The sequence below is a fragment of the Flavobacterium sp. FlaQc-49 genome, from assembly GCF_044005985.1.
Taxonomy (GTDB): Bacteria; Bacteroidota; Bacteroidia; order Flavobacteriales; family Flavobacteriaceae; genus Flavobacterium; species Flavobacterium cupriresistens.
The window spans coordinates 410,238-434,967 of the sequence record NZ_JBIPCS010000004.1; the positions used below are offsets into that span (position 1 = coordinate 410,238).

General features: G+C 33.6%; 33 protein-coding genes. 15 read left to right on the forward strand and 18 right to left on the reverse strand.

The annotated features are described in order from the left end of the window. From ACHRV3_RS11485 to ACHRV3_RS11565, 17 genes are all read right to left on the reverse strand, one after another. Positions 1 to 852, reverse strand: a complete 852-nt coding sequence (locus ACHRV3_RS11485; protein ID WP_395434752.1) for a hypothetical protein — start codon at positions 850 to 852, stop codon at positions 1 to 3. A 10-nt stretch (positions 853 to 862) separates the two neighbouring features. Continuing rightward, entirely contained in the window at positions 863 to 1,213 is a 351-nt protein-coding gene (locus tag ACHRV3_RS11490) for a hypothetical protein (RefSeq protein WP_395434753.1), read from the reverse strand. 210 nt (positions 1,214 to 1,423) lie between these two features. Next, positions 1,424 to 1,720 (reverse strand): acyl carrier protein, encoded by a 297-nt coding sequence (gene acpP, locus ACHRV3_RS11495; protein WP_395434754.1) that lies wholly within the window; start codon positions 1,718 to 1,720, stop codon positions 1,424 to 1,426. 34 nt (positions 1,721 to 1,754) lie between these two features. Next, entirely contained in the window at positions 1,755 to 2,336 is a 582-nt protein-coding gene (locus ACHRV3_RS11500; protein ID WP_395434755.1) for an MT-A70 family methyltransferase, read from the reverse strand. A gap of 6 nt (positions 2,337 to 2,342) precedes the next feature. Further along, entirely contained in the window at positions 2,343 to 2,510 is a 168-nt protein-coding gene (locus tag ACHRV3_RS11505) for a hypothetical protein (RefSeq protein WP_395434756.1), read from the reverse strand. A gap of 13 nt (positions 2,511 to 2,523) precedes the next feature. Next, on the reverse strand, positions 2,524 to 2,727 hold the full coding sequence (locus tag ACHRV3_RS11510; protein WP_395434757.1) for a hypothetical protein: 204 nt from the start codon (positions 2,725 to 2,727) through the stop codon (positions 2,524 to 2,526). A 140-nt stretch (positions 2,728 to 2,867) separates the two neighbouring features. Then, on the reverse strand, positions 2,868 to 3,113 hold the full coding sequence (locus ACHRV3_RS11515; RefSeq protein WP_395434758.1) for a hypothetical protein: 246 nt from the start codon (positions 3,111 to 3,113) through the stop codon (positions 2,868 to 2,870). 33 nt (positions 3,114 to 3,146) lie between these two features. After that, entirely contained in the window at positions 3,147 to 4,622 is a 1,476-nt protein-coding gene (locus ACHRV3_RS11520; protein ID WP_395434759.1) for a DNA cytosine methyltransferase, read from the reverse strand. A 1-nt stretch (position 4,623) separates the two neighbouring features. Next, entirely contained in the window at positions 4,624 to 4,947 is a 324-nt protein-coding gene (locus ACHRV3_RS11525; RefSeq protein WP_395434760.1) for a hypothetical protein, read from the reverse strand. Further along, positions 4,947 to 5,285 (reverse strand): hypothetical protein, encoded by a 339-nt coding sequence (locus tag ACHRV3_RS11530; RefSeq protein ID WP_395434761.1) that lies wholly within the window; start codon positions 5,283 to 5,285, stop codon positions 4,947 to 4,949. The genes ACHRV3_RS11525 and ACHRV3_RS11530 overlap by 1 nt, the downstream gene beginning before the upstream one ends. A gap of 32 nt (positions 5,286 to 5,317) precedes the next feature. Beyond that, entirely contained in the window at positions 5,318 to 6,040 is a 723-nt protein-coding gene (locus tag ACHRV3_RS11535) for a DNA N-6-adenine-methyltransferase (RefSeq protein ID WP_395434762.1), read from the reverse strand. Next, positions 6,040 to 6,291 carry a hypothetical protein gene (locus ACHRV3_RS11540; protein WP_395434763.1) on the reverse strand — a complete coding sequence of 84 codons (252 nt, stop codon included), beginning with the start codon at positions 6,289 to 6,291 and terminating at the stop codon, positions 6,040 to 6,042. The genes ACHRV3_RS11535 and ACHRV3_RS11540 overlap by 1 nt, the downstream gene beginning before the upstream one ends. A 4-nt stretch (positions 6,292 to 6,295) precedes the next feature. Further along, a complete protein-coding gene (locus ACHRV3_RS11545) occupies positions 6,296 to 7,915 on the reverse strand; it encodes a DUF4942 domain-containing protein (RefSeq protein ID WP_395434764.1) in 1,620 nt (539 codons plus the stop codon). Positions 7,916 to 7,940: 25 nt separating this feature from the next. Then, entirely contained in the window at positions 7,941 to 8,936 is a 996-nt protein-coding gene (locus ACHRV3_RS11550) for an LPD29 domain-containing protein (protein ID WP_395434765.1), read from the reverse strand. A gap of 68 nt (positions 8,937 to 9,004) precedes the next feature. Continuing rightward, complete coding sequence (locus ACHRV3_RS11555; protein ID WP_395434766.1) at positions 9,005 to 9,235, reverse strand: hypothetical protein; 231 nt, start codon at positions 9,233 to 9,235, stop codon at positions 9,005 to 9,007. A gap of 16 nt (positions 9,236 to 9,251) precedes the next feature. Beyond that, positions 9,252 to 9,407: a hypothetical protein gene (locus tag ACHRV3_RS11560; RefSeq protein WP_395434767.1), complete on the reverse strand. Its 156-nt coding sequence runs from the start codon at positions 9,405 to 9,407 to the stop codon at positions 9,252 to 9,254. Between the two features lie 156 nt (positions 9,408 to 9,563). Beyond that, positions 9,564 to 9,749, reverse strand: a complete 186-nt coding sequence (locus tag ACHRV3_RS11565; protein WP_395434768.1) for a hypothetical protein — start codon at positions 9,747 to 9,749, stop codon at positions 9,564 to 9,566. A 1,460-nt stretch (positions 9,750 to 11,209) separates the two neighbouring features. On the opposite strand from ACHRV3_RS11565, the gene ACHRV3_RS11570 reads away from it, so the two are divergent. The 9 genes from ACHRV3_RS11570 (at position 11,210) to ACHRV3_RS11610 (ending at position 16,121) form a co-directional block, all read left to right on the forward strand. Beyond that, positions 11,210 to 11,611, forward strand: a complete 402-nt coding sequence (locus tag ACHRV3_RS11570) for a hypothetical protein (protein WP_395434769.1) — start codon at positions 11,210 to 11,212, stop codon at positions 11,609 to 11,611. 221 nt (positions 11,612 to 11,832) lie between these two features. After that, on the forward strand, positions 11,833 to 12,477 hold the full coding sequence (locus tag ACHRV3_RS11575) for a hypothetical protein (RefSeq protein ID WP_395434770.1): 645 nt from the start codon (positions 11,833 to 11,835) through the stop codon (positions 12,475 to 12,477). A gap of 2 nt (positions 12,478 to 12,479) precedes the next feature. Beyond that, a complete protein-coding gene (locus ACHRV3_RS11580; RefSeq protein WP_395434771.1) occupies positions 12,480 to 12,716 on the forward strand; it encodes a hypothetical protein in 237 nt (78 codons plus the stop codon). Next, the gene (locus ACHRV3_RS11585) at positions 12,713 to 13,219 is read left to right on the forward strand and encodes a hypothetical protein (protein ID WP_395434772.1); all 507 of its coding nucleotides are present in this window, start codon (positions 12,713 to 12,715) and stop codon (positions 13,217 to 13,219) included. The genes ACHRV3_RS11580 and ACHRV3_RS11585 overlap by 4 nt, the downstream gene beginning before the upstream one ends. Before the next feature lie 6 nt (positions 13,220 to 13,225). After that, positions 13,226 to 13,507, forward strand: a complete 282-nt coding sequence (locus tag ACHRV3_RS11590; protein WP_395434774.1) for a hypothetical protein — start codon at positions 13,226 to 13,228, stop codon at positions 13,505 to 13,507. Continuing rightward, the gene (locus ACHRV3_RS11595; protein ID WP_395434775.1) at positions 13,507 to 14,004 is read left to right on the forward strand and encodes a hypothetical protein; all 498 of its coding nucleotides are present in this window, start codon (positions 13,507 to 13,509) and stop codon (positions 14,002 to 14,004) included. Before ACHRV3_RS11590 ends, ACHRV3_RS11595 begins: the two co-directional genes overlap by 1 nt. Beyond that, a complete protein-coding gene (locus tag ACHRV3_RS11600) occupies positions 14,001 to 14,870 on the forward strand; it encodes a hypothetical protein (RefSeq protein ID WP_395434776.1) in 870 nt (289 codons plus the stop codon). Before ACHRV3_RS11595 ends, ACHRV3_RS11600 begins: the two co-directional genes overlap by 4 nt. After that, positions 14,867 to 15,361: a hypothetical protein gene (locus ACHRV3_RS11605; protein WP_395434777.1), complete on the forward strand. Its 495-nt coding sequence runs from the start codon at positions 14,867 to 14,869 to the stop codon at positions 15,359 to 15,361. Before ACHRV3_RS11600 ends, ACHRV3_RS11605 begins: the two co-directional genes overlap by 4 nt. Positions 15,362 to 15,662: 301 nt before the next feature. After that, the gene (locus ACHRV3_RS11610) at positions 15,663 to 16,121 is read left to right on the forward strand and encodes a hypothetical protein (RefSeq protein ID WP_395434778.1); all 459 of its coding nucleotides are present in this window, start codon (positions 15,663 to 15,665) and stop codon (positions 16,119 to 16,121) included. Here ACHRV3_RS11610 and ACHRV3_RS11615 read toward each other — a convergent pair. After that, the gene (locus ACHRV3_RS11615; RefSeq protein ID WP_395434780.1) at positions 16,075 to 16,650 is read right to left on the reverse strand and encodes a hypothetical protein; all 576 of its coding nucleotides are present in this window, start codon (positions 16,648 to 16,650) and stop codon (positions 16,075 to 16,077) included. The two genes, ACHRV3_RS11610 and ACHRV3_RS11615, sit on opposite strands and share 47 nt — an antisense overlap. A gap of 100 nt (positions 16,651 to 16,750) precedes the next feature. Here ACHRV3_RS11615 and ACHRV3_RS11620 point away from each other — a divergent pair, with 100 nt between their 5' ends. The 6 genes from ACHRV3_RS11620 to ACHRV3_RS11645 are packed head-to-tail and all read left to right on the forward strand — an operon-like array spanning position 16,751 to position 24,726. Then, a complete protein-coding gene (locus tag ACHRV3_RS11620; RefSeq protein WP_395434781.1) occupies positions 16,751 to 20,257 on the forward strand; it encodes a hypothetical protein in 3,507 nt (1,168 codons plus the stop codon). Between the two features lie 20 nt (positions 20,258 to 20,277). Next, positions 20,278 to 20,817, forward strand: coding sequence for a phage holin family protein (locus ACHRV3_RS11625; protein WP_395434782.1), 540 nt, complete (start codon positions 20,278 to 20,280; stop codon positions 20,815 to 20,817). 2 nt (positions 20,818 to 20,819) lie between these two features. Beyond that, positions 20,820 to 21,344, forward strand: coding sequence for a TIGR02594 family protein (locus tag ACHRV3_RS11630; RefSeq protein ID WP_395434783.1), 525 nt, complete (start codon positions 20,820 to 20,822; stop codon positions 21,342 to 21,344). A 10-nt stretch (positions 21,345 to 21,354) separates the two neighbouring features. After that, positions 21,355 to 22,020 carry a hypothetical protein gene (locus ACHRV3_RS11635; protein ID WP_395434784.1) on the forward strand — a complete coding sequence of 222 codons (666 nt, stop codon included), beginning with the start codon at positions 21,355 to 21,357 and terminating at the stop codon, positions 22,018 to 22,020. 7 nt (positions 22,021 to 22,027) lie between these two features. After that, positions 22,028 to 22,453, forward strand: a complete 426-nt coding sequence (locus ACHRV3_RS11640) for a hypothetical protein (RefSeq protein ID WP_395434785.1) — start codon at positions 22,028 to 22,030, stop codon at positions 22,451 to 22,453. Further along, the gene (locus ACHRV3_RS11645) at positions 22,450 to 24,726 is read left to right on the forward strand and encodes a hypothetical protein (RefSeq protein WP_395434786.1); all 2,277 of its coding nucleotides are present in this window, start codon (positions 22,450 to 22,452) and stop codon (positions 24,724 to 24,726) included. The genes ACHRV3_RS11640 and ACHRV3_RS11645 overlap by 4 nt, the downstream gene beginning before the upstream one ends. Positions 24,727 to 24,730: the final 4 nt, after the last annotated feature.

Below are 24,730 nucleotides of genomic sequence, written 5' to 3' on the forward strand. Positions count from 1 at the left end.
TTAACCTCGACACCAGCCAGATTTACAACCTTCAGCGCCAGTGCCGAAATTAAAATCCATCTGTATGCCTATTGTTTTTACATCAAGTAATGACATTTCTTTTTTGAACGTTGCATCTTTTAATACTTCCTGAACGGCTCCCCAATGCATTATTTGCGGGTTTTTATCGAAGTTCTTGCGTAGTTGTTGAACATCTTTCCAAAAGCACATTTGACAATTAGTATCTTCGGCAAAAATGACATCATTCTCATTAGTCCAAAATTTGTTAACATGATAATTTGTAGTAAAGGATTCTATTAATGGATATTCGACGTTTCGCCATTCAACTTCTTTCCAATTTTGCCTTTTTTGTCCGTAATTATTACATGAAAAAGGAAATTCAAATTTGTTGTTTATGGTTTCTCGGCGTTCTTCTTCATCATGTCTAATCCCTAAACGCATTAAGACATCTTCACCAAAATTTATATAGCAATATTCAAAAATGGGAATTAGCTTTAAGTACGTTGTGCAAAACCTCCAGTATTGATTTGGTAAAACCGAAGTTTTATTGATCATGTTTTCAAAAGATAAACCTCGTACCCACTTTATTTCTCTACCAAGTTTTTGCTCTAATTGCATCATGGTGTAGATAATAATTGGATCTTCTGCAGTAGCTCGGAATTCACCGTAATATGGAATGAAACTTTCAAGCTTATCATTAGCGTACTGCAATGCTTTTTTATCTCTCCTTAGCCATCCTGCTGCATTATGATCATCAACACAAACCATAGCAAACATTTCAACGTCTGCCGGATGATGTACTGCTAAATAAGAGCTCGTCGGTCCTCCTGAAAGACTATTGATTGTTGTCATGTTTTATGAATTATGTTTTGTATCTAAATCCCTGAAATCCTTTTCTTTGTTCGTATGGAAATGGTAGTTTCTCAAAATCAATTAACTGTGCAAAATGCTTTGATTTAAGCTCTTTTGAATCGTTATTTACTAAAATAGTATGTCGATCATCCCAACCAATAAAACGAGCACGCCAGCGCACCTTATTTCCTATTACGATATAAACCCAAACAAATTCCCGTTGAGGTTTTAAGTTCATTGACCATACAAAAAAGAAAGGCAGACCGTTACATTTTAAGAAATTCTTAATCTGTTCGCGGTACGGCTTTTCTTTTAATTGGTTACCGCCTAATGTCACATAGATAGCTTCTGAATCTTTCATCACTTTTTAGGTTTACGATTAGATTTTCTTCGTTCTCGTCTTAAATCTCTGCCTGACTTTGGTTCGCCATAGGGAAGCATTGGTTCGATTTCATAAGGCTTGAAAGGAATTGGCGGAGGTTCATTTGATATTATGGTTGGAGAAGCCGTTAAAGCGTTAAATAAATGGGTAGCGACTAAGCCACTACCCGATATTAAAACACGCCTAGAATTAGACACCTTCTACCGTGTTTTCGTTCTCCAAATCGACCTCAATTTCTTCCGTGTACAGCTTCTCAACAATTTTAATGTGTTGTTGAACAGTTTCAAGGTTTTCGGCTATATCATCAGAAATGACAATATTGAATTCCTTTTCAATCTCCATAATGACTTCAACCGTGTCCAGACTGTCAGCACCTAAATGATCGCCTAATAACGAATCGTTTGTTACTTCTTCCAAGTCAACTCCAAGTTTGTCAGAGATTAAAAATTTTACTCTTTCTTCAATTGTTTGTTTTGAATTTCCCATTTTTACGTTTTTGGTATTTAATTAATAGTTGTTTTTAAATTGTAATTGAATTTTCGATTTCGTTTCCGAATACATCCCAGCCTTCATGCTGTTTTCTTGCAAAAACTTCTAAATATGGACCAGAAGAAACCTTTTCTATTAATTCGGAAAAAAACTTAGGTTTTCTAGAATGACAAGGAGCGCCATTCTCATATTCACGTTTAACATTGAACCAAGTGCCAGTATGTTTTTCTTTCGCTTTAAGGCTTCCTTTTGTAGCGAAAATCAGAAACTCAGTAGTAATTCTATAGTTACCGCCTAAACCTCCGCCCATTGCATTTTTCGCCCACACAAGAGTTGTCGAATAATTAAATCCCCATGCCTTAATAACTTTTTCCGCTTGCATTAAATACTGGTTAGTTACCCACATATATAAATGCGCATTGTCTTCGGCAAGTTTCCCAATTGGAAGAGAGCATATTTCATCAACAGTCATTGTTTGATAGCTAAGTTGTCGGCTTGAATTATCTATAGAATTGAAAATTTGTTTACCATCAACGACCTTGTAGCCGTTCATTGCTCGACCCGCTTTTGTTTGCCATGGTGGATCTGCATAAATAGTTTTATATTTCTCCATGGTAAACTATTCGTTGTTCTGTTCTTGGGCAATTTCTGCAAGAGAATCACTTAATTGAGTATAATCACCTTCAACATTATTAATGATGATTTGTAGAGCTTCTGATTTGCTCATTTTCCTTAAATACTCGTTGTACATCGTGATTTCAAAAGCATCTAAGCTTTCAACGTCCACGTTTTCGAGTTTTTTAATAATGTCCATTTTGCTTAAATTTGTGATTGTACATTTCTTTAATCCGTTGTGCATTTGCTTTCAAGGTACTTCCAACTTGAAGCGGAACTTTGTGCAAATTTTCATTAAGCTTTTCAGGTTCTTTCGTAATCATATTACCGCCCATTTCTTTAAACCAATTATAAAAATCATCGGTCTTTGCTAGTGCTTTTGCTGTCATAATTTCTAATAATTAGATAATTGATACTAAAATTGTCAATACGATTAAAATGATAATCGTAATTATCTCTTTTTTCTTTTCCTGCATGATATTTGGAGTTTTCAAATTTATACTAATAGTATAAATAATTGATACTAATTTTAATAAAAGTTTAATTGTTTAAAAAAGTGAAATCCGATTTCAAAAATTATGTAGAGAATAAGAAGCACTCTAAGAGTATCTTGTAAAACACTTACGAGTTTTCTTCTTTCAACTTGCTTTCGTGCTTTTGAACGATCTAATTTTGAAGATTTAAAATCGCTTAAACCTTCTACAATCGTGTCCTTAAGACAATAAAAGGTAGCGGTAAAAATGATAATTCCGATAATTGATAATGTGCTTGTCATGATAATAGATTTTAGATTGGTTAAAAGAATAATTTAGGCAGCTGCTTTTAGTAAATGTTTCTTAAGTGTATCATAGCTACACTTCGAAAGTGCCGTGGCCTGCCAAACATCGACAGCATTTCCAATTTGCTTTTTCTGCTGGGCTTGGTTGCCCATTAATTTATAATGCTTAGAAAATCCCTGAATTTGTTTTAATTCCGGAATCTTAACCATACGCATTTTAATATCAATAATTCCGTATTCTTCCATCAATACATTGATTAAGTAAAGCGGTGCTTTATCTTGTCTTGCAATGATTGTTGGACTTGGTTTATTTATTGACTGCGTGTGTCCTCCGTGAGAAGGATTTAAAATAAAAGTTAATACGTTTTGCTTTGGATTGGTTGTTAATGCTCCAGAAGGTTTATTAATAGAGCTAATTGTACCAGTTTTATATTGGTTAAAAATCAGCTGAATTTTAGCAAATCGATCTTTAGTCGTTACAGTTCCGCAAGGTTTATTTATTGAGCTGTAATTGTCGCCATTACCATAATATTTAAAAAGAAAAAGGTCTTCGCCTTCTTTCATAGCTTTAACAATTCCTTTTCCAATAACGTCCAAAGTATTATCAGCAAGTGGTTTTTTTCTTTCGAAAATGCTTTTTCCTTCATCTTCCAAATCAAGCACATCTTTTACGGCTTTCCATTTTTCCATTGGAAACATTGAACTCTCAACAGGATCTTTAGTATGTGTTTGTTCTGGCCATGCAATTGGATAACCTTTTGAAACAAATTGAATAAAAAGCCTTTCTCGTGATTGATAAGAACCAAAATTTGCTGAGTTTAATATTCTAGGATCTGTTTTAAAACCATATGTTTCAATAACTTTTAACCAACGTAAATAATCTTTTCCAGCATTCCTGGACTCTGGCTTTCCTTTGTCGTCAAGCGGACCCCAAGACATAAATTCACGTACATTTTCAATCCAGAATGAAACTAAATTTAAATGCTCTAAATACATTGGCATGTGATCAGCTAAACTTCTGCTGTCTGCATTTCTGGCCTGACCTCCTTTAGCTTTGCTGTAATTAGTACATTCTAAACTCGCCCAAAGCTGAAGTTTTGAATTAGGAAAAGCCCTTTCTAATTTTTCTGCAAAATATCTTAGTTTGATCACAACTTTAAAATCTGTGATATCTTCTAAGAAATGTAATGAATGAGGGTGATTTCTTTCATGTGATGCCAGTGCGTAAAAGTCATGATTTACACAAGAAGCGACAAAAGAATTAGTTCCTGAATGGTGTATTCCTGAGGATGTACCACCAGCGCCACAAAATAAATCAAACCAGAATAATATAAAATCATTTGGATCGTGTAACGTTTTGACATGAGTTATAAACGTTGCAATTTGCATGTTTAAAACTGCGCGTTCTTTATAAGATAAATGCATTTCCAGTAAATGCTTAGTGCGGTCTTTGTGCCTCTTTTTTTGTAAAGGAGTTCTTCTTTTAACTTGTCTTTTTGCTATCATTTTAAAATCGTATCGTAACGTTATACTCTTGTTTTAAATCCTGTTCAACATGCTTAAAATGTCTCCAATTAGGAGTTAATTTTTTAGGAACATTTCCATATATGTCGACCGCATTGCAAGCAATTTCCTTTAGGACATTAGTTGCAATTAGAATGATAAAATTGTTTTGTTGAATAGAATATTCAATTTTGAATTTATCTTTCTTCCTGCCTTCATTTAGCATTTCCAGCAGATCAATTGCTCTGTCTGTTACCAATCGACTGTGATCAATTGGTACTGCATCAAAAAGGTTTAATTGGTTTGCTGGAATTTGCTGTGTTCTCATTATCTATGCTTTTTAATACTATTTATATCGTGGTTTACTATCGTAATACGATCACGGGTTTTGATTTCTAAGGGTGGAGATGAAATATTATTATTGTCCTTATCTTTTCTCATGTCAATAAGTCCAATCACATTTTTACTGGATTTTTCTCTAATTTCAATTAGCATTAGATGGTAAGGTTTTGTGCTTAAATCATATTCAAACGTGTAGCCTATTTTTTCAAGTTCAACAACCATTTTTTCACAGTCGTCAAAGCTCACTGCGGACAAATCATATTGATCAAAAATTTCGACTACTTCTTGTGGTAATCCGTCAGGGTATTGAAATAAATCTCTCATGATATTTTTAGGTATTAAAAAACCCGAACTTTTTAATTCGGGTTTAGGTTATAAGTTGCTTTTGAAATTTTAGTATAATGAGTTTGCAATACTTGTCGGATTTTGGCTTTGTAATGTTTGTTTGATTTAATGCGATTTGGCGCAAGTCTTACAACCGTTTCGTAAATCTCAGAAAGAGAAGCTTCTTTTTCTAATTCTTCCAGCGCTTCGCCCACTATTACGCGCCAAACTTTATTATTGTCCAATGAAATACCAGCAATAAAAATCCTTTGCTTTAAATAAACGTGATGCCCTTTTAAACCTGATTGCTCGATCATTTGCGAATTAAATTCATCATGACCAATTAAAACAGATGGTGCGCCAGCATTTGAACCCGCTTTTTTGCCCTCAACGTTGTAAAAGGTTAATCTGCCTTCAATAAAAAAAATACTTTCGGCAAATGGGAAAATGTAATTTTGAAAAGCTTGTGTTTCTGTTCTGGCAAAAATTAAAGAAATACCGTTTTGGTGTAATGCCATTTTATGCAAAAACTTTTCCATGTATTTACCGTAAGGAGGATTTAACCAAACCCGACCTTCCCACGGATGCAAAAGGCTTTCATCTTCAATAGTTAAATGATTCTTTGCGGTGTTCCATGGTCGGTTAATAGGTGAGCAGGGGTCTAAGTCAAATTCCCCTAAAGATTTGATCAATTCAGGAGGCGTTAACCACGTTTCATTATTTTCTGTATTGACGTTGAATTTTTGTGTCTTCATTATCTTCTATACTCGTTTTTATCATTAACCGTTACCGGTATGAAAGTGTTATTTTCAGAATCTACTCGAGCATGATTTAAATCATCTATAAAGGTGTCAATGTGATAACTACCTTTAAACTCAATGTCGTAACTCTTCACGGCTTTTTCAAGCTTCTTATAACTTTTGAAGTTCTGACCGAATAATTCCGTTGTCGCTAAGACCGCTTTTTCTGCGGTCTTAGGAATGAAAATAATATATTGCGTGTTCATGATGTTAGTTATTAAATAGATCAGGATTTAATTTAAAAGTTCTTAATACTGTTGGCTTTACTTTTGGACTGTATGCCGTTGGTCGTGGCTGAGATTTTGCTTTCTCTTTTTGTTTCTCCGTGCGTTTGTCGGGTGCTTTTTCATACAACGGATAGCCTTTAATTTTGGCAACCCTTTGATTGAATCTTCCCCATATTTCACGGTCTAAAAATTCAAAATGAATTGTTCCTTTTTTAAAGCATTTAATTCTGAAGTAGTTCCAGTTTATCCATTCTCCCCATTCAACCTTTGATTGCTCAACAGTTGAGCTTTTACCTTCATTTTTTCGATTCATATCATAATCGCAAGCCTTATTTAAACAATCAAACATGGTGTTATAATCTCCGTACTCGTCGTTTATTTTTACTTTAAAAGGATAGCGTATGTGTTGATATAGATCAATCATTTTATCATAGTTATCGCCAGTCAAATAACATAAGGCTTTTAGTAAATCCTCAATTTTATCAAAATTTGAATAACTACTTTTAGAAACTTGACCAGACCAACCAGATTCTACCATGTTTGGTATAATGAATTTTTGATTTAGTAGATAATGACTGTTAGTTTTCCATCCTTCAACACTAAAGCGGTTTTCGTGGTAGTGCATTGTTACTTTGTCAAAAACTTCTAAAATAGCTTTATCCATTCTCTGCTCAGTAGTTGCAACAACAATTTCGAGCATTTTATAAATGTTACGCATTGTAAAAGGTATATGTGATTGAGTTTCCACAAATTTATTTATGTCCTCTTCAAGGCCTTTTGTTGCGAATTTTTTCATGTTCATTTTATTAAAAATGAATTTCCAACCGCTTTTTTGCATTTCCTTTTTAAAATCGGCTCTTTTTACTGGTTTGTCTTTATCAGTTATTGACATACCAATGTTTACAGAAAAATAACCTGTAGTAAGTTTATTCATTCTTTCGGCTTCTTCTAATTGGCAATCAAATATTTTAATACTCTCAACATATCTATTAACCAAATCACGAACTAAGTTATAACTCATTATTCCGTTGCCTTGTGGCTCTTCTTCATCTTCTAAGAAAAAACCTTCGAATTCTGTCGAATAATTTTCACCTGGCTTTTGTAAAACAACCAATCCAATTTCAACGCCTGTTGATCTCTCAGAATCTGCAAAGCAATCGCCAAGGTTTTGAAAGTGTCCATATAAATCAATGGTCTTTTTAAATTCTCTTCTGCTTAAACTATATGTATTTAAGACTGTCTGAGCGTTGCACAGTGCGATAATTTTACAGCCAGCAGGGGCAATATTAAAAGCGTGTGAAATATGCTGTTCGTCTGCGCTAAATGGCGGATTCATTACAATCATATCAATGTGTGAAATGTGCGACGATTCAAGCGTAAGAAAATCAGCCAACATAAATTTTGCTTTATGCTGGCTGATTTTTTGTAAGTCTTCGTTAATCTCACAGAAAAGAACTTCTTTCGCTCCGTTGTCATTCAAATAGTCGATAATATCGCCTTTACCCGCTGACGGTTCTAAAACTATTTTATCTTCAATTGTAACGCCTTCAAGCATTGAAAATATAACATCTTTGGGCGTTGGGTAAAAGTCAGGATTAAACATATTATTATGATTTATTTATTAATGATTATGCAGTTAGTAAAGTTTCTATTTCTGCTAGTTTTGTTTTTGGAAAAATCCAGCCAGCGCCACAAGACAAACGGAAATTAAACTTTCCGCCTAATTCCTTAAGCTTGTCTTTGATTGGTTTTGTATCGCCTATAATTGCTATAGCCTTTTCGCTGTAATCAATGATTTGTATCTCTCCTTCAGCAACCTCTACTTTTTCAAATTCTGCCTTTACGGCTTCGGCTTTAGGTTCTGAAACATTTGACAAATCAAAGCCTAAACAAAATGTATCTTCAATTGCTCCGCTTTTGTTTGTTTCTTGTAACCCCGTAACAACTGCACCAACGGGAATTGGTGACTTTTCAATAATTCTGTATTTGTATTGATTAATTTCGTGGTCGGTAACATCTTCATGAAAATACTTTCTTAGAGCATCAAAAACCACTTTGTTAACGTTGTCGCCTATTTCTCTGCGTGTTTGAACATATTTCGCCTGCGGTAAGGCGTCATTAATAACAGAATAAGAAAGATCTTGCATGCTATCAAAACGACCGTAAGCGTACTTTCTTGAAATGCCCTCGATTTGTTCAGTTGTCGGACCATCTGCCCAAGTAATACTAACACTATCACCGCCAGCAAAATTTGAAGACTTAACCGAAAATTTAACGTTAGGAAAATCTTTCTTTAATTCTTCACGTATTGCAGTAGCGCAGTTTGCCGAACTGGATTTAGTGGGGTTATTTTTAAGATCAGCTTTATAAGCTTTGTTTCTGTCGTGCGAGGCTTTCAACTCTTTTACTTTTTCGTTTGATTGCTCTACGGTTTTGTATCTTTTGTAAACGATTTCTTTTGTTGCTGTGCCTCTAAAAACTTTCAACCAAGTACTAATTTCATCAGTCATGGTGAAAATGTTTAAATCGTCGTATTTTTCAAGCTTATAACCTTTTTGAATCAATCTTTCAAATTCTGCTTGCTGTAATGCTACTCTATTTGCTTTAAGTCCTAATGTTCTCATGTGGAAGTATATTTGTATTATTAGTATCAATTGTTTGTATTAAATAAGGCGCAATTAAGCGCCTCTTTTTAATCTTCTATCAAAGAATTATATTCTTTATCCATTGGAATAAATCCAGCCTCTACAGCGCCTATTTTACGGGCAGATTCCCAAGAGTAACCCTCTTCATCGTGTAAATACTTAATGTGTGCGTTCATTCGCTCTAAACGCTGTTCAAAGTTTAAATCTTGAATCTCACGGACAACAAAACCTAATGCGATAACACCAACCGCAAATGCAACAATTAAAATCTTTTTCATAACAGATAAGTTTAAATTATTTATACATGTAATATTCGTTAGTCATTGAATGAACCTTGTTATAGTGGTTCATTGCATCAATGTATTTTTTAGCTTTGATTTTGCTTTTGAAATCCTTCTCACTAACCACTTTGCTAACCGTGTTCGTGATTAAAATAGTTGTTGGTATCATAACCTAATTAATTTAAAACAGTTAAAACATCGTAGTTGTAAAGCTTCTTAGCTTGCTCTTGTAATCCTACTAATGAATAGCAGGACAAATCGAAACCAACGCCCAACAGGACATAAAGTTTATGTGTTTCGCAATAGTGTACCATAATTGAAAGGATTAAACCATGTTAATAATAAGTGCAGGCTCGGCAGAATCAAACGCATTGTATAAATCACTGAACAACTGCCCCGATTCCGTAGCCAAAGCAGATAAACGGGCGACAGCTTCATTAATTGATACTACACCCGATTTAAAATTAGATTGAAGCGTTTGTACTTCTTTTAATAATTGAGGATTGCTCATGATACATACATGTTAGATTAACTGTTTCGGCTGTTTTCAGCCATCGTCAGACAGCGCACACACGCTGTTACAGTTTTTACGCCTTATACCTATTTAGTTAAGACGAGTACTGCCGTATTACCGGAGAGTGTACCGAACCCGCTTTATCCTGTTTTCCAGTCCGCAACTTTGTTAACTGGCTGTTGTCTCGCCATTGGAACCGCCCGACCCGATTTCCTACATTTCCTACAAACTGAAAGAAGTAAACTACCTCCCTTTTGTGTACTACAAATATAGTACATTGTACTAATAGTACAAACAATTGATACCAGTATTTGCACTATGTTTTAATACTAAATATCGATAGTAACACCTGAATCAATAGGTTTTACTTATAGTTATTTTTCAACACAATCAAATGATCTTTTTTTTTCGACAAAGTGAAATCTTTTTTTTTTTTTTTTCGGCATGCTATATCTATAAAGAATATCACTTTTTTTTTTCGTCAAAGTATATCACCAATCAAAACAACTAATCAATTGACACAATCAAATCAGTATAATATACTCAATCAATAAACCAACAGTCAAACAATTATGACAGTTCAATACTTCAACTCAATTGATCAATACTTTTATTTATATACGATTATATTTTTTTGATTTTGCTGTAAGAGTAACGAGGGCAGACGTAAACGCACTTTTACGCTGTGATGGTGTTCGATATTCCGGACAATGTTAAGATTGTTTTCAAATATCGAAAGCTCAGAGGCCAGGACTTTCGAAATAGTATAATTATAGATCAGTTTCGTAGTGGTCGTGTGTATTGTCGGGATAAAATAGTATAGATTTAAAACTTTCCTTTGATAGTAAGGGTTCGCACAGTATTAGTGTGACCTAAGTAGGAACACAGTAAGATAGTAAAACCTTAAACAGATGGACAGGCGATACAAAACAAAAAGCCAAAAAATTATTTAACGACTGACCAAAATCGACCCCCATACCCCAAATGAATCGAGTTTCCGAAACGCCCAGACCGCGACTTTACCCCTATACCCTCCTAACAAAGAGAATATATAATAAATTTTTATAATTTTTAATGGATTATCAAATAAAGATCAAATAAGATTTATGAGTGCTGCTGTATGATTCTTCCTTGATTGAATTAATATCCGGATTAATAATCAAATAAGAACTATAAGAAGTGGATTACAAAATGATTGTTTTCGATATTAATTGATGTTAAAATCGATTAAAAGTTTGGAATATCCGAAAACTAAAAGTTACTCAAAGTAATTACTATATGATTTATTCGTTGTTTTTAAGGGTTAACTTGTTTAAAAACAAAGCGTTATGATTTTTTATTTGATTTGAAGTTACCACTCAGTGATAACTTTGATGTCGGTAGCTGGTAATTTGGTGTAATATTTTGATACTATTAGTACAAATTAATTATATTTGTGATATCAAAACGAAAGAATAATGGAAAGAATTACTAAAGAGGCTTTTGTTGCGCTAATAGAAGCCATTAGATTGCAAACTCTTAAAGATAGATCAAATGCTATCACTATTTCAGAAGTATTCAATTCTGACGGAATTAATACCTATGACAACAGCATTCTTATAAATGCAATCGTTTCATTTCTACAGTTACATTTTCCTAGAGTACACGGTCATTGTGACATTGAGCATTACATGTTCTGCTTAAACTTTGGTAAGATGGGAGAGCAGGAAGTAATCACTATTGATGATTTATGGGATCAATTGACTAAGGATAAAGTAATATCATGGGAAGAAGCAGTTGCGGCATCTTACAACGGAAATAAACATTTGACTTCTACGCATCCATTGATTGACGATCAAAAGAAATCATTTGTAATGTAATATCAAACCTATGGCATGCTCTACCAGATTTATTAAAAGCTGTGCCGGGAAGGTTCAGCATAAAACACTTCTTGGAGCTGAATATTCATTAGAGCATGATACTAATAATAAGAATGCACAAATATATCCATGCGACCAATGTGGTTTCTTTCACATAGGTACTATTGCATCAAAGAAGTCAAAGAAAGTAAAATTAGATCACAAAAAACAAAAGGGAAAAAATGAACACAAACGAAAGTATCAATCAGTTAGAAAATTCAAATACTGATAACGAAATTATTAAAACGCATGAATGGAAGATTGAAGATCTGCTTCATGGTGTTGTGGGCCATCCAAATGGCTTCTTTTATAAAGTGCTGCCGAAAGACTTGGCGAACGTTTATTTATCGCTTTGCGGTAGAGAACAGCTTACTACCATTCCAATCATTCAATTGCTTCAGCAAGTAAACGACTGTTCGTTTCATTTCTATGAAGCAGGAAACGATTCATGGAAAGAAGTTCCATTGCCTTCGCATATCTTGGAATATCAAAGTAAGGTCTTAAACGCAATGATTTTGAATCAACTTGCACTGGAAGCCAATGATCTTTTGAAAGGTACTCCGGAATACGATAACTATCTGGACAATTTAATCAAAAAAACAAATAAGGCGCTTGAAAGAAAAGCTAAGAAACTTTTAAGTAAGGCTTATGGTGCCGAACAGGAAATGCTGATTAATGTCTTCAATTCGATTGACAACTTCACTAAAAAGTTCGCGATGAAAATGCCGAGTTCTTCATTTTACTTGAATCAGATTATTGACGAGTACGATGCGGACCCGACGAAGTTTTTGAATCGCCAGGTTGAGTTAGATAAATTAGATTCCTAGATATGCCTAATTACACCGTAAGAGTTGGAAACCATGCAGAAACTCCTAAAAGTTACGGTGTTTTAGTTGATTTTCATATTGACAAAGAAAAAGGAATGCATTCCGCTGGCCGACTTGAATGGTTTACAAAGTCGCTCTGTACGCTTGAAAAAGTAGAAGTTAAGGATCGTCTTCCTGAATATTATTTGACTGCTCCTGAGTGGTTATTGAAACAGAAAAAAGTAAAATACGAATTATGAAATATTATCTAGGAATTGATCCAGGCAAACAAGGTGCGTTCGTAGTAATCGACGAAAACTCAAATGTTGTTGAAAAAATTGGTACGCCGCTCATTGGTAAAGAATATGATCGTCAAGGAATAGTTTCTATCCTGACAAAATATCCATATCATAAAATTGGCTTGGAGAATCCGGATATCATTTTTGGTATTGGTAAAAGTGCGGTTGCTTCATTATCACATTGCGTTGGTTTGATTGAAGGAATGATGCTTGGATTGAAAGTTCCATTTATTTTGATTAAACCAAAGGAATGGCAAAAGGAATGTTGGAAACATGTCAAAACTCAAAAGAAAGTTGACGGAAAAACTAACGATACAAAAGCTACTTCAATTATGGCTGCAGTTAATCTTTGGCCGGCGGAGAACTTTAAAGTCACAAACAAAGGTGGATCCTCAATAAACCACAACGAAGGAATGGTAGATGCTGTTTTGGTTGCAGAATATGTTCGTAGAATGTTTAAATAAAAATTTATGTCAAATAAAAAACCAAACCTTCAGGCTGTTAGAGATCAGTTCTCCAGCGCCAAAACCGTAACATGTATTACAAATCAAATCAATATTGATGTTACAGGAATTACTGAATTTGAATACGACAAAGAGGCTGAGATATGGACTTCTGTAGGCGGAGCGATCACATTTTGGAAGAACGGTCAATATGCTGAAATTGTAAATTCAGTGAGTAAGAAGCCTTGCAAATGCGAGAATTGTAATTGTAATAAAGGAAAAACTGTAAAACGTAATCTTAAGAAATAATGAAATATCTAATAAGATTTTCGACTCATGAAGGACGTGATATTTATTTTGAATCAGATAGTCTCTTTTCTTCTTTAAAAAAAGCAATTTTAGAAAAATCAAAGTATTACTACATTACATTGTTTTACACAGTACAAGGAAAAATAAAATTAAAACTTTTGTTTAGTAATGGTTTAAAGGTTAAGCCTAAAGAAAGTAAATTAAGTGGTAGACCTATAGATATTTCTTTATTGAATATCGCTTTGTATGGACACCCATCGCCGGATGATCAATATATTGATTATTCAAAATTACCTGATAACTGTAAACCAATACTTGAAAATAAGTCATTGGGAAAGATGGTTATTATGGGCACTGGTTTGCCTAACCATAACCATTTTTTTGATGTTTTTGAAAAAGGTCATGAAAAATGGGTCAAAGGATTAAGCAGTTTATTTATTCCAGCAAATAAACCATTGTTAGATGAATTTGGTTTTAACGTAACAAACGAATTATGAAATATTTCATAGACACCGAATTTTTAGAAGGACCACAACAGGAGGTTTTTCCAATATCATTATTCAGAAAACAAACTCCACCTACAATTGATTTAATTTCGATTGGAATTGTCGCCGAAGATCGCCGAGAGTATTACGCTATTTCAAAGGATTTTAATTTGAATGAGGCGTGGAATAGATCAGATGGTGCCAAATTAGAGAAAGGTAGTTATATATGGCTTGACGGAGTAGTTGACAATGGAGAGGTTGTTTGGCAACCAGATCCGGAAGGATTCTTTACTATTGAAAAGAAAAACTATTGGATTCGTGAAAACGTATTGCTACCAATTTGGAGAGAATTGTTTTTTAAAGCAGATGATTGCTCAGGACTGTCCAATAAGCAAACAGAGCAGTTTTTCCAAGATGTAAATGCTGGAGGATATGATCATTATTTTTCTTTCAAAAGTTTAAAAGCTTTAATTAGTAAATACGGAAAAACTAATAAGGAAATTGCTGAAGAAATATTAAAATTTTGCAGTGATGAAGTATTCGTTACACAAATAGATGGAAATCTTGTTGCAGGAATTGATTCTGTAAGAGGAAATCCCGAATTCTATGCTTACTACGCGGATTACGATTGGGTTGCTTTCTGTTGGATTTTCGGAAAGATGATGGACTTACCAGATGGTTTTCCAATGTATTGCCGGGATCTTAAACAGATGCTTGATGAAATTCAAGAAAAGAGATTCGGACTATCAATTTTTCAAGGAAATTTAGCGAATGACATTAAAAAACTTCCTAACTATCCAAATCAAGAAAATGAGCATAATGCTTTAGATGATGCCCGTTGGAATAAAAAGCTTTTTGAATTTTTAAGTAAGTTATGAGATTGTCCAATAAACTAAATAATCTACAGGAAACTACTAATTTTTTGTCTTGGCAAGACTTGTCTGCTGACTTGGTATTATGCCTATGCGGTGAAAGACTTGGTGAAGGTGCAAGTAGAACAACATTTGTTTACAATTTAGATCCAAAATACGTGATTAAGGTGGAACCCGGTAATGATGGACATAACATGGTTGAATATTTGCTATGGGATGAAGTAAAAGGGCTTACTGGTCCGTTAGCGTGGGTAAAGGATTGGTTTGCTCCGGTAAAATGGATTAGTCCAAACGGTAGGCTTTTGGTCATGGAGCGCACCTACGATAAGCCGGAAAAAGTAAGGCCACGATATGTTCCGGATTTTTTCACGGATTTGAAAAGAGATAATTTCGGTTGGATTGGAAATAAGTTTGTTTGCCACGATTATGCATTCATTTACAGATTCATAAAATACGGCAAAAAGATGCGGAAAATAAGTAAGGATAAATGGTGGTAATTTAAAGGCAGAATTATGTGTACAATAAGACGAGCTCGTATAAAAAAGTTGATCAAGTATCAAAAGAAAGGTAAAAATAAAGGACATATATTTATTCTCGATTTAGAATGTTTTCCACATAGAGAAATAGATCAAAATAGATGTAAACAAGCATTAGAGTTCTTAAACACAAAAGGTGTTGTGTGGGTAGACAATAGTCCTTCAATTGAAAAAGTTAGAATAAAGCCAAGAATCCTATAATGAAAAAAAAAAGGTAATATCATACTTAAGAAAAGACGTTTCAAGAAGCTACAATGAAAATTTGGAGCTTCTTAAATTTTCGTCTGTATCTATTGAAGCTGCTTTTACCAAAAGGTATTACAATTCTTTGCCATTGCTTATGCGACTTTCAAAATCGGAAAGGATATTTTTAGATTTTGTTACTGAGGAAATGGATGATTACAATTATATTTCCAATAGCGCACTTACCAGGAATAAATTCAATGGACTGTTAAAGAAAATAGGTCAGGATACTTATTCTGAAACTACAATTCACAGATGTTTTTCAAACCTGGCCAAACATCATTTAATTTCAAAGGTTAAAGGTCGTGGTTTATATCAGGTTAGTCCGGTTTTCTTTTTCAGAGGATCAGAGGAACAGCGCGCGAAGGTTTTGCGTGAGATTTTAGAACGAATAAATAAAGAACCAATCAATAAGTTGCGCCATGGCTTACTTAGCGGTATAAAGCCTTCTTCTTTTCAGGAGCCGGAAGTTGATTAAGCGCAGCGATTAAATCCATTTTCTTTTTATCGAATGGTGTTCTTGTTTTCTTTCGGGCCAATGGATTGTTATAATCTTCAGGTATTTTCTTTTCTCCGGAAAGTATTTCATAGAAATGTCGAACTAATTCAGAGCCTTGTCTGTTTACATGATAAATATGCTTACTTAGATTTTCTCCTTTTTGCAAAATTCCTATAAAGCCGGTATCCATTAAATTCTTTATTGAGCAATACTTAAATTGCTTAGGCATTTCTGCATAATCTTTTTGGGTAAAAAACTGTTTTGGAGATAAATAAAGCAAAAGTTCCAATAGTCCTTGATCAATATTATATCTTTTTTGGATGTATGGCCTAGCTACAATTAGAATTTCAAGTAGATCATATCCAGTAAAAAACTCAACATGCAGCACTTTACAATACTTTGGATTTCGTGATTTTCCATTATAGGCGTGCTTGACTTTTATATTTTGCTCCTTCATTGTGTCAACAGTGTCTTTTGACAGCAATTCTTTTACCGGTTTTCGTTTCATTTGGTATCATTTATTTATACTACAAATATAAAAAACTTGTACTAATATAAATATTTTCTATTATCTTTGTTTTTCAATAGATTTCAATTATAGATTCGCTATGGCAAAGATTAATAATAAACTCATTTATGCATTAGAGAATTTACCTTCTCTACTTGATTACCTTATTGGTAGTAAAGACATTAATGGGAAAACTAAAAATTTCTCTTTGCAGTCCATTATTAATCTTATAAATGGAGTAAATGGAGTAAATGTAATTCAATATCAGTTCTTTAGTGAACCAACACCTGATGTAGATTTTACTACTCCAGGTGCAATGTTTACCAATAATAATGAAACTAATGTTAATAATTTTTCTAGTTTAATTTTTAACAAAAGAACTTTAGGTAATTATGATTTGACAGTTCTATTCGAGTTTTTAATTGATCTTGATAACTTATATCTTGGAGTAGCTAATCCAAGTGATCCAAACAATTTCTTTACTTTTAAAGTAACTTCAATAGATGATCAAGGTGATTATTTTATTTTTGAAGTTGAACCTTACAATGATCTATATATTGGAGAATTTGCAGATGAATTAGTTTATAGTATCTATTGGGAAACAAAAGAATGGATGTCTGAAATTACAGATATCGAAGCAGAATTAGATACAAAATTAAATCATGGTGGTTACTCGGGAACCGGCCAAGATCTAAAAAACGAAATCGATGCTGTAGTTACGGACTTAGATACAAATTATTATACAAAACCTGAAGTTGATAGCAAGGTTTCATCTGTTTATAAGTACAAAGGAAATGTAAATACTTATGCAGACCTACCAACATCTGGAAGAGTTGTTGGTGATGTATGGAATGCGTTAGATACTGATATAAACTGGGCATGGACGGGAACTGTTTGGGATAATCTCGGAGGAATGTTTGACGTTTCCGGAAAAGAGGATAAAACCAATAAACAAAATTCTTTAGTTCCTGATGGTACAGGACAAAAATACTTAACTGTTGATGCTGCAATTGTTGGATTAAATGGAAAACTTGACAAAGGAACCTATACTGGAAACGCAGGAGATCTAAAAACTGATATTGATAATATTTTTCAACCAGACACATTAATTTCTGCTGTTCCTCCAACGCGTGTTGTTAATACATTTACGTATCCAGCAGCACAATATCAGGCTTTAATTTCTAAAACAATTAGAACAAATCCTGCTCAACTTGTAACTACTATTGATGTAGCTACTACAGATTATAAAAGGGTGGATTTGATTTATTTTAGATCAGATAATGTACTTGTAAAACTTGTAGGAACTGAAAGTTTAACCGTTGCTCAAAGACCAGATATTCCAGTAGGAACAATTGGTGTTCCTGTTTCTTTTATTAATGTTTTCGGAAATGTTGTTAGCGATCCAACACCAATTGATAAAGAAATATCTATTCAGGATATTTTTGGAACTGAAAGATTCAAAATTAAAGATTATGTTAGGTTTGAAGGTGTTTCATTTAATCCAACACAAAAGCTTTTATCTATAGATCCATTGGTGCCGTTATCAGCGTTTTTGGATATTACAAATGGAAATGATGTGACAGCTGTTATAGAAAACAGTAAAAAGCCATTTAAAACAATAGAAAAATTATTAAGTTCCTTACCTGTTACAACAGGTGAAACTTACACAATTTATATAACTGGAGGTACTGTTCCAGTCAGAAGAAAAATATTAGTTCGAAACTTAAGATTTGTGGCTTATAAGCCTGTAACGTTAGATTTTACAAATTGCATGGAATCTGACGGTGTAACTCACGTAACACAGGTTTTTGATTTAACTGGCGGAATAGCAAGTTTTTGGTATTTCGATAATAAAAACATATCAATACTTTGCACTTATGTAGGTAATAAAGAGTTTAATGGAACCCTTATATCTCTAATTGGGTATATAAATACTCTTGAATGGAGATCAAGAACTACTCAAACATTTTTTTCGTCTTGTGTTGCTAGGCCTGGATCTATTATAGAATTCGGAACTATTTATGATACCGCTCAACTAACACAAGGTTTCGCTATCCCCGGAGTAGCTAACGTTACGGTTAATACTTATATCTGTAATAACAGTCAGACTTTAGTAGGTCCGAGTTTGGCAGGGTCATTTATGGAAATTAAAAACATAGTAGGAAATTCGGCAGGAACTTCGGCGGGAACATCTAGCTTAGGTTATTTAAAAATAGGAAATATAAGTTCTGCTACAAATTTTTTACCATTTTGTGTAAAAGTAGAGTTCTACGGATCAATAAATAGTACATGTGTAATTAACTTATCAAATACCGCTAGAATAACTGGAACTCTCGATACTGTTTTGTTTGCCGTGGCTACAAATGTGGCTACAAAAAGAACTTTTGAAAGTTTTAACGGAAAAATAAATGATATTCAAATCATAAAAGGTGGTTCTCTTGAATTTATAAACTCAAATGTAACTGTATCTACAAATCTATTCAAAAAATATGTTGGAGCTAATGTAGCAGCACAAGTAACTGATCCTAATTTACTATTCTTAAAAGGGTCTAATAATTTTACTCAGGAAATTACAACGAATGATCTAATTACTTACGAAGGCGTCACTAATCCTGATAGATCGGTTATTATACATGATTATGGTTTAGCAGTTACTAACGCAACTTCTTTTGGTACTTATTGTAAATACATTAAGGAATCATTAAGTTTTAAAGAAAAGTCGAAAGAGGTTGTAATACGATCAAAGAAAGACCTATTGAATAGAACATTAGATTCGTTAACTACATATATAATCGATGGATCAATAATTCTTTTAACTGGTGAGTTTATAGAAGTGCCATCTGGAGGTTTGACAATAGTTGGTTATGGATTCAATGCATCATCTATTAGCAAAAATGTTGCAGGACAAAGTATTTTTTCAAGTCCAGCGGGTAATAGTGGATATTTTGTCACAAGAGATATAAGCTATATGCCAGGAGTAGGAACAGTTTTTAATCTTACAGATTCCACAGGAACTCATGCAATAGAATTAAATGATGTTAATTTTCAAGGAGTAACTGGATCTTCATTAGGCACTTTATCTGGCTATAGACAGTTTACTGGAACAACATGTGGCTTGTACGGATTATCAGATGGTTTGATATTAGAAGGCAACTGGAGTGGATTTAAACTAACAAATAGTAATGTTATTGGATTTGGTGGAGCTGGAACTTTATTTAAAAAAGGCACTGCTACTGTATTCTCAAATAGATTTTATATTGATCTAAATTTACAAGTTGCGACTGGCTCTAAAATATGTGATTTCGCACCAGCAAATTTCACCAATGATAAATCATTACAAGTTGTAAACTGTTATGCTAAAGTAAATGGTGTAATTGATGCAACAACTACTTCTGTAACATTCCCTAATATCACTGAAACATCTTCAAAAGCTTATTTCGTAAACAATATTGGTATTAAAAACAGCAATATTACTCCTTTCGGAATATCTACGGCAAACTTACTAACCTATGCGAATGATGCTGCAGCAGCTGCCGGTGGAATTGTGCAGATAGGCGAAACATATATTGAATCAGTTACTGGTTACCATAAAACAAGACTTACATAATCTCATAAATAATTAAAAAAATGAAAAACCTACTAACATTCGCGTTCCCAAAATTTTCTCTCATGGTTTTATTTTTTAAAAAGCCTGTTGTCATATTTACTGCAGTTCCAGTAATCGCTTTATCTCCCGTTGTAGATTTTTATGACGTGGTTTGGATTTTGGTTTGGCTTTTTACTGCAGATTTATTTTCGGGTCTATCTGCTTCATATTTTGAATGGAAAAAAACTGCTCCAGATGGAAAATATTTTTTTGGACAATCACAAGGATTTTCGAGTGATAAATTTAAGAAGTGTTTTGTTAAAGGTATCGTGTATGCTGGTTTTCCAATATTAGTATTAAAATTCCAGCAAACTTTTATGTTGAAAAATATTTCTGTTAAATCGGTAACAGACGCACAGATAGATATAACTACAGTATTCTTACTTCTTTTTTGTGCAAATGAAATATTCTCGATTTTCTGGGAAAACTTGCCAAAGTGCGGTTTGAATATACCGAAAGGAATAAGGAATTTATTTGTTGGAGTAAAAGATATCGCTAAAGAAACTAAAAAAGAAGAATAGTCATGGCAAATATTTATAGTTGGTTAAAAAACGAGAAATCTCCAAAAGTAATTGTTGAGGCACTTAAACTTTTGGGGATAAAAGAAGTTCCTGGACAGGGAGATAATATTACAATCCTTAAATGGGCCGAAGCATTAGGTTTAGAAAAAACCTATCGTAAAGATGATATTCCATGGTGTGGTTTATTTGTGGCTTATGTATGTAAAGTTGCAGGAGTAGACGGAGTGAAAGATCCTTTGTGGGCTAGAAACTGGACAAATTTCGGTACAAAACAAACAGTTGCCATGTTAGGTGATATTTTGGTTTTTGTTAGAGATGGAGGCGGTCATGTTGGATTTTATGTTGGCGAAGACAGTAGTTCCTATCATGTTTTGGGAGGAAATCAATCAGATATGGTATGTATTACCAGAATAAGAAAAGAACGATGTATTGGGATCAGGAGAACCAAGTGGAAAGTTGCTCAACCTGATAATGTACGAGTAATAAAATTAGCTGCATCCGGAGCTATTTCAGAAAACGAATCTTAAAAATAATATTATGCAAATCAATTTATTAAACCCGGGAATAAAAGAGTTTTTCAAACTTTTAGGCTGGCCGTTATTTATTTTGCTATTATGGTTTAACGGATGCTCAAATGATGTAACTACCGTTAAAGTCATGGTTCCTGCAGTTGTTGGAAAACTGGAATCTAAAAAACCGGAATCAAAACCGCTTGAAATAAAACAGACACCAATTTCTGAAGTAAAAAAAGACGGACTGGTTTATGTAGAAAATCCTTTAAATAAAAAATTGCTTGCTGAAAATGTGCAACTAAAAGCTGATTTCGAAAAATTAAAAAGTGATTCGCTCAAATCAAAAGCATATGGCAAGGCAATTGAAATAAATTCATTTTCATATAAGTCAGAGGACAAATATTTAAAACTGAAGATTGACGGATTAGTCCGCGGAGAAGTCCAGGAACTTACGCCAACTTACGAGTTAAAAGAGCGAGAGGTTGAAGCTGCTGCTAAAGAAACATACTTAAGAGTTTTGATTGGTGCTTCACTTGGAATTAATACCGATTTAGATCGTGGAGTATATAAGTTCGATATTGATTTTCAGAATAAGAAAGGAGATATATTTTCTGCAGAGTACATGAGGGTCAATGGTCTTGATTTTGGTGTCGTCGGTATAAAAAAATCTATTTTAAACTTAAAACGATAGATTTCTTATGTCTAATTCAGTACAAATAAATGATACTATTAGTAAAAGCGTTATGGATGAAAATGCAAAATTACAGGCAAGCAGGAGAAAATCTATTCCTGATTTAGTAGCTAAATATCAAAAATTGGTTGACCTAATTTTTGATGCAGTAGCCAAACCTTTACCGGTCTTTGTTGATAAACAACTAGACAATGAAGGAAACGAAAAAACAATTATAACTGCCGAACAACAGATGTTTTCATTTATAAATGTGAGAAATCACGCTCTTGATAATGCAGATGCAATGATGATCAAGATTAATATGCTTGAAATGGAGTTGAACGCTCCAGAATTATTTGCATTACAGTCAAAAGTAGAAGAGGAAGTAAAAGATGATAAGCCAATAATTAATAGAAATCCAACTAAAAAATACGCCCAAAAAGACAAACAATGATATTTTACTTAGGAGATAAAGTTGATGATTTAATAGACAACAAAGTTCGTCTAGCCAGAAACAAGGCAAAGTCTTGGGATTATGGCTATGATGCATCTATTGATGTTGTTATTATTTCAAAAGATGGAACTCTGGGAGAAATTTATAATATCAGTGGAATTAATATTGGATTGCCTCAGCAACCCGAAAAAGAATTCATTTTAAATAATGATAAAACAGCGGAAAATCAAAAATTCAGGCGAGAAGAATTGGTTGAAGAGCTTACTGATTTATCTATTTCAAATTGGAACAGAAAACAAACGGGAACCGAAAAAGAGAAATCTGATAAGGCAGCCAGATACCTAAATTCTCTTTATGAAAAACATGCTGATTATATAGAGACTGAATACGATAGAAGGGAAAAAGGATTGTGGATTTATGTAAAAGGTTTTCCGGTTTATATTCCTGGTACTTACTATTATGGTGTTCAGTGGGTACGTGAAGAAACTGAATATCCAAATTTCAGGGTTATTCAAAACGAATTAATGATTTTTTGGGAAGCATGTAAAGCAGACGACAGATGCTTCGGCATGCAATACGTTAAAAACAGACGTATTGGAGCTTCTTATTTGGCGGTTGTCGAATTGCTTGAATCCGGAACTATAAATGAAGATAAAATTCTTGGAATAGTTTCAAAGAAAGGAGACGATTCAAAAAAGATTTTCAATCGTTTAATCAAAGGATTTAAACGTTTGCCTTGTTTCTTTCAGCCATTATGGGATGGAACCAATACACCTAAAAAAGAATTGATTTTAGATGTTCCAACTAAGCGAAGAGCGAAGAATGAAATTGTTAGTGATGATGGTTTAGGTTCGTCTATTTCTTGGCATAATACGGAAATAAACGCCATGGATGGTGATGCTATTTTCAGATCTCTTTTGGATGAAAGTGGTAAATATCCACCGGATGTTCCATTTGATAAGTACTGGTACATTGTAAAAACTTCACATACAAAAGGTATTAGAATCACAGGGAAATCAATGGTTGTTTCTACAGTGAATGCTAAAAACAAAGGTGGAGATGCTTACGAATCAATTTGGAATGATAGTGATGTAGAAAAAAGAGACGGAAACGGACAAACAACTTCCGGGTTATATAGAATTTTTATTGCAGCTGAATATTGTTTAGAAGGGATGTTTGATGAATATGGATTTACAATTATTGAAGATCCAACGACTGAGGTTAGAACTGATGAAGGTAAAATAACAAAAGTTGGTTCTCGAACTTTCCTAAAAAATAAAGCAGAATCATTAAGTGGCGATCCGGAAAAATTGAACGAGCACAAACGTCAGTTTCCAGATACCGTTTATGATGCTTTTCGTGATGAATCCGGGAACTGTGCTTTTAACTCTATAAAATTGGCAGAGCAGGTTTTTCACAATGAACATGAGATGATGCCGGATGAAATAGAAACTGGAAATTTTTCATGGGAAAATGGAATTGCTGACGGAAATGTAAAATGGAATCCGGACCCGAATGGTCGTTTTTGGATAAAAAAAGGATGCCATCCACCTGAAGAATTCAGAAATAAAAAAGAAAAGAAATATATAAATGGAGTTTTAGCCTGGGCACCAATAGCAACACATATTGGATGCTTTGGAGTTGACCCTTATAACGTTACAAAATCTGCAACAAAAGGATCAAGGGGTGCTATTCATTTAAGCACAAAAATGAATACAAGTGCTTTACCAAATAACACTTTTATTCTGGAATACTTAGATAGAGCACCAAAAATAGAAATGTTTTTTGAAGATGTTTTGATGGCTATGGTGTATTTCTCCATGCCAATGCTTTGTGAATTATCGAATTACGAGTTTTTAAGAATGATTAAAAACAGGGGATATCGACATTTCAGCATGAATAACCCTTTTAAAAACTTTGCCGATTTAATTCCTACTGAATTAGAATTTGGCGGCTGTCCAGCTCAAAATGCAAAAATTGGTACAGCGCAGGCTAATGTTGTGAATTCTTATATAGAGGATCATGTTGGAATTGCAATGGAAGATACTAATCGACCAAAAGGTACAATTGGAAATATGGTTTTTACCAGAACTGTTACTCAATGGCAAAAAGTGGATTTAGATAACAGGACAAATTTCGATGCATACATTAGTTCGTCATTGTCATTAGTAGGAAATCAGAAAATAGAAACAAAACCGATACCACCAAAACGAAGAGGTAATCCGTTCACAAAATATAACAATTCAGGTAATCTATCAACCGCAAAAAATTAAAAGA

Bases quoted from the DNA above. Each gene is read 5' to 3' on its own strand.
- ACHRV3_RS11545 (WP_395434764.1), bottom strand. From the start codon at position 7,915: ATGTTTAATCCTGACTTTTACCCAACGCCCAAAGATGTTATATTTTCA.
- ACHRV3_RS11490 (WP_395434753.1), bottom strand. From the start codon at position 1,213: ATGAAAGATTCAGAAGCTATCTATGTGACATTAGGCGGTAACCAATTA.
- ACHRV3_RS11595 (WP_395434775.1), top strand. From the start codon at position 13,507: ATGAAATATCTAATAAGATTTTCGACTCATGAAGGACGTGATATTTAT.
- ACHRV3_RS11575 (WP_395434770.1), top strand. From the start codon at position 11,833: ATGAACACAAACGAAAGTATCAATCAGTTAGAAAATTCAAATACTGAT.
- ACHRV3_RS11510 (WP_395434757.1), bottom strand. From the start codon at position 2,727: ATGACAGCAAAAGCACTAGCAAAGACCGATGATTTTTATAATTGGTTT.
- ACHRV3_RS11525 (WP_395434760.1), bottom strand. From the start codon at position 4,947: ATGAGAACACAGCAAATTCCAGCAAACCAATTAAACCTTTTTGATGCA.
- ACHRV3_RS11630 (WP_395434783.1), top strand. From the start codon at position 20,820: ATGGCAAATATTTATAGTTGGTTAAAAAACGAGAAATCTCCAAAAGTA.
- ACHRV3_RS11585 (WP_395434772.1), top strand. From the start codon at position 12,713: ATGAAATATTATCTAGGAATTGATCCAGGCAAACAAGGTGCGTTCGTA.
- ACHRV3_RS11605 (WP_395434777.1), top strand. From the start codon at position 14,867: ATGAGATTGTCCAATAAACTAAATAATCTACAGGAAACTACTAATTTT.
- ACHRV3_RS11635 (WP_395434784.1), top strand. From the start codon at position 21,355: ATGCAAATCAATTTATTAAACCCGGGAATAAAAGAGTTTTTCAAACTT.
- ACHRV3_RS11520 (WP_395434759.1), bottom strand. From the start codon at position 4,622: ATGATAGCAAAAAGACAAGTTAAAAGAAGAACTCCTTTACAAAAAAAG.
- ACHRV3_RS11550 (WP_395434765.1), bottom strand. From the start codon at position 8,936: ATGAGAACATTAGGACTTAAAGCAAATAGAGTAGCATTACAGCAAGCA.
- acpP (WP_395434754.1), bottom strand. From the start codon at position 1,720: ATGGGAAATTCAAAACAAACAATTGAAGAAAGAGTAAAATTTTTAATC.
- ACHRV3_RS11555 (WP_395434766.1), bottom strand. From the start codon at position 9,235: ATGAAAAAGATTTTAATTGTTGCATTTGCGGTTGGTGTTATCGCATTA.
- ACHRV3_RS11540 (WP_395434763.1), bottom strand. From the start codon at position 6,291: ATGAACACGCAATATATTATTTTCATTCCTAAGACCGCAGAAAAAGCG.
- ACHRV3_RS11535 (WP_395434762.1), bottom strand. From the start codon at position 6,040: ATGAAGACACAAAAATTCAACGTCAATACAGAAAATAATGAAACGTGG.
- ACHRV3_RS11615 (WP_395434780.1), bottom strand. From the start codon at position 16,650: ATGAAACGAAAACCGGTAAAAGAATTGCTGTCAAAAGACACTGTTGAC.
- ACHRV3_RS11500 (WP_395434755.1), bottom strand. From the start codon at position 2,336: ATGGAGAAATATAAAACTATTTATGCAGATCCACCATGGCAAACAAAA.
- ACHRV3_RS11570 (WP_395434769.1), top strand. From the start codon at position 11,210: ATGGAAAGAATTACTAAAGAGGCTTTTGTTGCGCTAATAGAAGCCATT.
- ACHRV3_RS11600 (WP_395434776.1), top strand. From the start codon at position 14,001: ATGAAATATTTCATAGACACCGAATTTTTAGAAGGACCACAACAGGAG.
- ACHRV3_RS11515 (WP_395434758.1), bottom strand. From the start codon at position 3,113: ATGACAAGCACATTATCAATTATCGGAATTATCATTTTTACCGCTACC.
- ACHRV3_RS11625 (WP_395434782.1), top strand. From the start codon at position 20,278: ATGAAAAACCTACTAACATTCGCGTTCCCAAAATTTTCTCTCATGGTT.
- ACHRV3_RS11565 (WP_395434768.1), bottom strand. From the start codon at position 9,749: ATGAGCAATCCTCAATTATTAAAAGAAGTACAAACGCTTCAATCTAAT.
- ACHRV3_RS11645 (WP_395434786.1), top strand. From the start codon at position 22,450: ATGATATTTTACTTAGGAGATAAAGTTGATGATTTAATAGACAACAAA.
- ACHRV3_RS11580 (WP_395434771.1), top strand. From the start codon at position 12,480: ATGCCTAATTACACCGTAAGAGTTGGAAACCATGCAGAAACTCCTAAA.
- ACHRV3_RS11530 (WP_395434761.1), bottom strand. From the start codon at position 5,285: ATGAGAGATTTATTTCAATACCCTGACGGATTACCACAAGAAGTAGTC.
- ACHRV3_RS11590 (WP_395434774.1), top strand. From the start codon at position 13,226: ATGTCAAATAAAAAACCAAACCTTCAGGCTGTTAGAGATCAGTTCTCC.
- ACHRV3_RS11640 (WP_395434785.1), top strand. From the start codon at position 22,028: ATGTCTAATTCAGTACAAATAAATGATACTATTAGTAAAAGCGTTATG.
- ACHRV3_RS11620 (WP_395434781.1), top strand. From the start codon at position 16,751: ATGGCAAAGATTAATAATAAACTCATTTATGCATTAGAGAATTTACCT.
- ACHRV3_RS11560 (WP_395434767.1), bottom strand. From the start codon at position 9,407: ATGATACCAACAACTATTTTAATCACGAACACGGTTAGCAAAGTGGTT.
- ACHRV3_RS11485 (WP_395434752.1), bottom strand. From the start codon at position 852: ATGACAACAATCAATAGTCTTTCAGGAGGACCGACGAGCTCTTATTTA.